Source organism: Patescibacteria group bacterium (assembly GCA_018896645.1).
Lineage (GTDB): Bacteria > Patescibacteriota > Patescibacteriia > UBA2591 > JABMQE01 > JAHIMF01.
In genome coordinates, this window is sequence record JAHIMF010000064.1 from 21,008 (window position 1) to 27,363 (window position 6,356).

Here is a 6,356-nt window from a genome sequence, read left to right on the forward strand (position 1 = left end):
GAATGAGTATGATTGTCATCACCAGACATGGAAAGTATGTCCGTGAGCCTGGCCAAGATGATGGCCATTTGAGCGCTGACGGTAGGCGAGAAACAGAAACCGTAGCAACAATCTTTAGGGATTATATTCAGAAACCAGAAAGACCCATGCGCCGAATTTTCTGTAGTCCTTTAATAAGATCAAAAGAAACAGCCGACATTTTTCTTTTGAAAGAAATCGGCAAATCGGATTGGACTGAGGTTATTGAAGACCCGCGTCTTGCCGACCCTAAAATGAGTCTTGACCAACACTTTGAGATGGTTAGCCAGCATCCAAAGTTTCCCACTGGCGTGGTTTACGCAATTTTACCCCAGCCAGAAGAATTTGAAGAGTATGAAGAGGTGGCTCAACGGTTTTGCGACTTTTTGACTGAATTGGTTGAAGGCTTGGGCAAGGAAACAGTGCTGGTGGTCACTCACGCCCCGTGCCCAGACTATCTTTTACTACAACACTTCCGAAAAACTGGCCTTTGTTGGGGAAAAGATTTGGGACATGGCGAGTTTCTGACGATTCGGAAAAGCGGCGACCGATTTATTCTTGGATTTCGAGGGAAGGTAATGGTCACCGACAAGCAAGGGCTTCTTTTTAATCCCAGATTCATCCAGGAAGAAAGGAGAAAACGCGGTTATGGAAATTAAAAAATTCCAATAGTATTCCCGCCAGCTCCAACAAACCCGTAACGCGAGGAGGTATCCATTGGATACGAAGAGGAGTGCCTTATCAGATTTTCATTTCCACACTGTTCATAGTGATGGATCTGAAACCGTCGCTAGCGCGATTGAAGAAGCGAAAGCGAGAGGTGTCGCATCCCTAGCGCTCACCGATCACAACGACGGAGAAGGTATGCCCGAATTTATCTCGTTATGTAAGGCGTCGGGTCTCAAATATGTAGAGGGAGTCGAGATATATGCCGCCTTCCCTTTGAGCGAAGAATGGAGCCAAGACCCAAGCTATTGCAGTCCAATCCCCGACCTAACTATATTGGGGAGAAAACTGGACTGGAGAATCTTCAAAGAAGAATATGTAGATCCCCTGATGCAATACTGGCAGACCATCTTCGTGCCCCAGAGTTTAAAACAGTTGGAGGAAAACGGTCTGACAATCCCTGAAATTGCAGAGGTAAAATTTGAAGATTTTGCCACGGCAATTGGGATTTTGCATGATGTACCCAATAATCCTCAAAGCTGGGGCCCACTCCTCGAAATTGCCAAACAGCACAAACCGGACATTACGGCCGAGGACATTGAACAATCACCCGTTAGGTGGGCAAACCGCTATCTGTACGCCTTCGGTATGAACGCCTATGTACTGCGTGGTCCAAAGGAGTTCACCGTAGAACACGCCGTGGATCTAGCCGAAGAAATGGGCGGGCTTCTCTTCGCCGCTCATCCCGGCGGCGAATACGCCAACTGGAGTGAAGAACACCTGCAATATTTTATTGAAGCGGGTGGTCACGGAATTGAGGCTTGGCAGTATTTCCACAGCCAGGAACAGATCAGACACTTCCTCGAACTCGCTATCCAGCACGAACTGACAGTCAGCGGCGGTTCTGATTGGCATGGAACAAACGGCCGGCCGACTATGGGCTGCTGGGATAAGCAGGAAGCGCAAACCCCAAGTTGGGTTTTTGAACAACTTATGGATAGGTTACCATAGAAAAACTGACATCTAATTATTCCACGCCTTGTGCAATCAGGAGGACGCACAAGGCTCTTTTTTTTACAAAAACCCTCTTGCCAAATAAAACTTTTTGAAGTATAATATAAAAAACAATATTGTGTAAACCCAGTTCATACTGCTCTCATTATTAACACTCTAATGTTTAAAACTCCCCATGCAAAAACTTTATTGTTATGTTGACGAGTCAGGTCAAGATACAAAGTCAGAGATATTTGTTGTCGTTGCGGTAGTGAGCTCAAAATATCAATATCAAATCAGAAAACAACTTCTTGAGGTTGAGGAATTAGCAAAGACACACCAACTAAAATGGCACAAATTAAGGAATGATCGCAGGATGAAATATCTTGCCCTTATACTTGATCGAAAAATTGGTTCGCGTGATGTGTATATTGGCCGATATCAGAAACCAATTCCCTTCTTTTTCCCCATGCTTGATCTAGTAGAAAGAGCAATTACGCAAGCAGCAAAAGGCGAATATACTGCAAGAATTTATGTTGACGGTATTAATAAAAAAGTAGCAAAAAGCCTTACAAATGCTTTGCGTAGCCGTGGTATTTCTCTACGCTTAGTGAAAAGTAGAAGAGATGAAAGCGAGCCGCTTATTCGTCTTGCTGATATGTGGGCTGGGTGCATACGGAGCGCATTTTTAAATGATAAGGATAGTAAAAGTACTTTTAGACAAGCAAGGGAAAGGGGATATTTGCAGGAAGTTGTACCATAAAGTCCCCACAATAATGCGGGGACTTTATGAGTATCTTGGCTATCTTCCTGATAATTATCAGGAAGCCCATCTCTGCCATACGGCAGGCCTTCACCAAGAATCTGTTATTAGTATATCATATCTAAAAATTTTGTCAAACTCACTTATCCACATCGATAGTAAATTCTTAATTTACAAACATGAACGACAAATTCAAAATAGACAGTCATAAAATGAATCATCATCCGGAAAGAGTGGCCCAGTGGCTTGAGGCCGGTGATGATTGGGAAAAGGCGAAAAAAATCTATCCCCTATATATAGAAGTCTCTTCCTGCGGCGCTTGCAACCACCGCTGTATTTTTTGCGCCTTGGATTATCTTGATTATAAAACCGGCAGCATCAACACTGAAAATTATCTTAAAACTCTTGAAGACATGGCAGCTGGCCGGGTCAAAAGTGTTATGTACGGCGGTGAAGGCGAACCCCTTATCCACGCCAAAATTAGAGATTTCACCCTCAAAACCAAAGACCTGGGCATGGATGTGGCTTTTACTACTAACGGCGTTTTTATGAATGAGGATTTTTTGGAAACCGCCCTGCCCATTACCACTTGGCTCAAAGTCAGTATTGATGCGGGGACAAAAGAAAATTATGCTAAAATCCACCGTACAAAAGAAGAAGATTTTGACACTGTTTTAAAAAACCTCAAAAAAGCTAAAGAAATAAAAGAGAAAAACAATCTGCCAGTAACCCTCGGCACTCAAATGCTCTTAATACCCGAGAATCATCAGGAAGCCGTGACTTTAGCAAAAATCGTCAATGACATTGGTGTTGATTATCTGGTTATTAAGCCTTATTCCCAACATTTGATGAGCGAAAACAAACGAGATATTGATTATGAAAAATATCTTTACTTAGAAGATGAGCTGAATAAATTATCAAATAAGAATTTTTATATAATTTTTCGACGCCATACCATGGAAAAATATGACACAGACACTCGTGACCACCCCCATTGTTTAGCCGCGCCATTTCTCTGGGCTTATATCATGGCTAACGGCGATGTTTATACTTGCAGCGCTTTTCTGGGAGACAAACGATTTTGCATCGGCAACATCAATGAAAAATCTTTCAAAGAAATTTGGGAAAGCGAAGAAAGAAGAAAAAATTGGGAATTTATAAAAAACTTGGATATTTCCCAGTGCCGGCAAAACTGCCGCATGGATGAAGTCAATCGCTACCTCTGGAATCTAAAAAATCCACCAGAACATGTAAATTTTATATAAACATAATGCAAATCTACAAATGAATGCGAATGCCGCAAATACGATTCGTATATTTGTAGCTTCGAATTATGCTTATCAACTTCCAAAAATACGATAAAAATATTTCATTGGAGCATCATAAAAAGCTCTTGTTTGAATTGCTCAAAATCCGCCTAACCGAAGAGGCCACTGCTGTCCATCATGAAGAACAACTCATGAAATGCCCCATCCATTACTCCATCGGCCAAGAAGCCATTGCCGTCGGCGTCAACGCCAATCTCAACCAGGATGACTGGATTTTTGGCACCCACCGCTATCACAGCCATTATCTTGCCAAGGGCGGTGATTTAAAAAAAATGATTGCCGAGTTTTACGGCAAAGATACTGGTTGTAATCGTGGTATCGGCGGATCTATGCATTTGGCTGACTTTGACGCTGGCGTCATGGGCGGGTCTGCCATCGTCGGCGCCAACACCCCAATCGCCGCCGGCGCCGCCATGGGTTTTATGATGCAAAATCAAAAACGCGTAGCCGTTGCTTTCTTCGGTGATGGTTCGATCCAAGAAGGCACCTTCGCAGAAACATTAAATTGGGCCTCCTTAAAAAAATTGCCAGTAATTTTTGTCTGTGAAAATAATTTTTATGCGGTACAAACCCACACCCATACCACCAATGTCAATCCAAATATCTATAAATATGCAACAAATTATCTTATGCCTGGAATTTTAGTCGACGGCAACAATATTTTAGAAATTTATAAACAATCCCAAAAAGCAATCAATCGCGCTCGCCAAGGACTTGGTCCCACCCTAATCGAAGCCCGCACTTACCGCTGGGTTGAACATTGCGGACCATTCGAAGATTGCGAATTTGGCTGGCGCACCAAAAAAGAACTCAAAGAATGGCAAAAAAAATGCCCGGTAAAAAACTATGAAAAATATCTTTTAAGTCAAAAAATAATTGTTAAATCTGAAATCAAAAAAATAAAAGACAGACTCAAAAAAGAAATTAATGAAGCCTTTGATTTTGCTAAAAAAAGTCCATTGCCTACTTTGACTAAAAATGACTTGTTGAAGTTGGTATATTGATAGCTACCATTGCGAACGAAGCCACATCGCTGTCATTGCGAGGGAGCGGCCCGAAGGAGCGACCGAAGCAATCCCGTGGTAAACCCTGTGGACATAGCCATACAAGGGAATCCCATCTACAGGATTTACCACGGGATTGCCACGCTCCACTCCGCTCCCTTTGGTCGCTTCGTTCCGCTCGCAATGACAGCAAAGAACGGACGCTCGCCCAAAACCTAAGCTTAACGTATAGTTCAGGACTCGCAATGACAAAGTTGTAGGATCGTTTCAAATATTTCACTACTCGTTATGACACATATTATCTATGCGCAAATTAACCTATGCCCAGGCAATTGCCGAGGCCACAATTCAAGCTATGCAAAAAAATCCCAATGCTTATGTAATGGGATTGGGCGTTGACGACCCAAAAGGAATTTTTAATACCACCAAACCAGCTTTCCAGAAATTTGGCAAAACCAAGGTTTTTGATATGCCTTTGGCAGAAAACAGCTTAACTGGTATTGCTATTGGTTCGGCCCTAACTGGCATGCACCCCTTGATGGTTCACGCTCGGTGTGACTTTCTGTTTGTATGCGCAGACCAAATTATTAACCAAGCTGCTAAATGGCGCTTCACCTATGCTGGTACCAAATCTATTCCTCTGACTATCAGAGCTATTATCGGCCAGGGCTGGGGCCAAGGGGTTCATCATTCCCAAAGCCCCCAAGCCATGTTCGCCCATGCTCCGGGAATTAAAGTCATAATGCCCGCAACAGCATATGACGCCAAAGGCCTCCTGCTTTCAGCAATGGAAGATTTAAATCCAGTACTCATTATTGAACACCGGCGCCTCTTTGATCTTGAAGATGAAGTGCCTAAAAAATATTATACTATCCCAATTGGTAAAGCTAATATAATCCAAAAAGGAGCCGACCTAACCATTATTGCGGACTCTATCATGACTCGCGACGCCCTGATCGCTGCTTCAGTTTTGGAAAAGCATAATATCAGTACTGAAGTCATCGACCTGCGCACCATCAAACCGCTTGACACTCAAACTATAATTCGTTCAATTAAAAAAACTGGTCGCATTATTATTGCAGACACTGGCTGGAAGAGCTTTGGCGTCACTGCCGAAATCGCTGCTGTGATTGCAGAAAACGCTCAACCAGATCTCAAAGCTCCAATCCAACGAATCGCCGCTCTAGACACTCCCACGCCTTGCAGTTATAAATTAGAAGAACTATTTTATCCTAGCGCAATCGATATAATCAAATCCGCAAAAAAATTATTCCCGAATAAAAAAATTAGTCTTAAAAACATGCCCAAAAGCGTTGAAAATAAAAATTTTACCGGGCCATTTTAACCTTAAAAATACAAGAATATAAAAATATAAAAATAACGAACGGACACAATATCAATTTTATTTTTATATTTTTATATTATTTTATTCTTGTATTTTTAGGCTTAATGGTCAAAAAGTGTTGGTGATTTAACCTTTATCAAGATATTTAAAATGGATATACCAAGTAAGAAAAGAAGCTCTTTTGTCTTTAGTAATTCCTCGATGTCTTCCGCAAGTATCTTTAAGCCAAGAGAAAACTC

The 6,356-nt window shown here is 42.1% G+C and carries 6 protein-coding genes; all 6 read left to right on the forward strand.

What is annotated here, in order from left to right; all coding sequences use genetic code 11:
• Positions 1 to 8: 8 nt before the first annotated feature.
• Positions 9 to 677: a histidine phosphatase family protein gene (locus KKD20_05125; protein MBU4332472.1), complete on the forward strand. Its 669-nt coding sequence runs from the start codon at positions 9 to 11 to the stop codon at positions 675 to 677.
• A 58-nt stretch (positions 678 to 735) separates the two neighbouring features.
• Entirely contained in the window at positions 736 to 1,695 is a 960-nt protein-coding gene (locus tag KKD20_05130; GenBank protein MBU4332473.1) for a PHP domain-containing protein, read from the forward strand.
• A 178-nt stretch (positions 1,696 to 1,873) separates the two neighbouring features.
• Positions 1,874 to 2,440, forward strand: coding sequence for a DUF3800 domain-containing protein (locus tag KKD20_05135; protein ID MBU4332474.1), 567 nt, complete (start codon positions 1,874 to 1,876; stop codon positions 2,438 to 2,440).
• Between the two features lie 179 nt (positions 2,441 to 2,619).
• Entirely contained in the window at positions 2,620 to 3,705 is a 1,086-nt protein-coding gene (locus KKD20_05140) for a radical SAM protein (protein MBU4332475.1), read from the forward strand.
• A gap of 68 nt (positions 3,706 to 3,773) precedes the next feature.
• A complete protein-coding gene (locus KKD20_05145; GenBank protein MBU4332476.1) occupies positions 3,774 to 4,772 on the forward strand; it encodes a thiamine pyrophosphate-dependent dehydrogenase E1 component subunit alpha in 999 nt (332 codons plus the stop codon).
• 304 nt (positions 4,773 to 5,076) lie between these two features.
• Positions 5,077 to 6,117, forward strand: a complete 1,041-nt coding sequence (locus KKD20_05150) for an alpha-ketoacid dehydrogenase subunit beta (GenBank protein MBU4332477.1) — start codon at positions 5,077 to 5,079, stop codon at positions 6,115 to 6,117.
• Positions 6,118 to 6,356: the final 239 nt, after the last annotated feature.

Excerpts from the sequence above, each read along its gene's own strand:
- KKD20_05145 (MBU4332476.1), top strand. The coding sequence starts at position 3,774 with ATGCTTATCAACTTCCAAAAATACGATAAAAATATTTCATTGGAGCAT.
- KKD20_05135 (MBU4332474.1), top strand. The coding sequence starts at position 1,874 with ATGCAAAAACTTTATTGTTATGTTGACGAGTCAGGTCAAGATACAAAG.
- KKD20_05125 (MBU4332472.1), top strand. The coding sequence starts at position 9 with ATGATTGTCATCACCAGACATGGAAAGTATGTCCGTGAGCCTGGCCAA.
- KKD20_05150 (MBU4332477.1), top strand. The coding sequence starts at position 5,077 with ATGCGCAAATTAACCTATGCCCAGGCAATTGCCGAGGCCACAATTCAA.
- KKD20_05140 (MBU4332475.1), top strand. The coding sequence starts at position 2,620 with ATGAACGACAAATTCAAAATAGACAGTCATAAAATGAATCATCATCCG.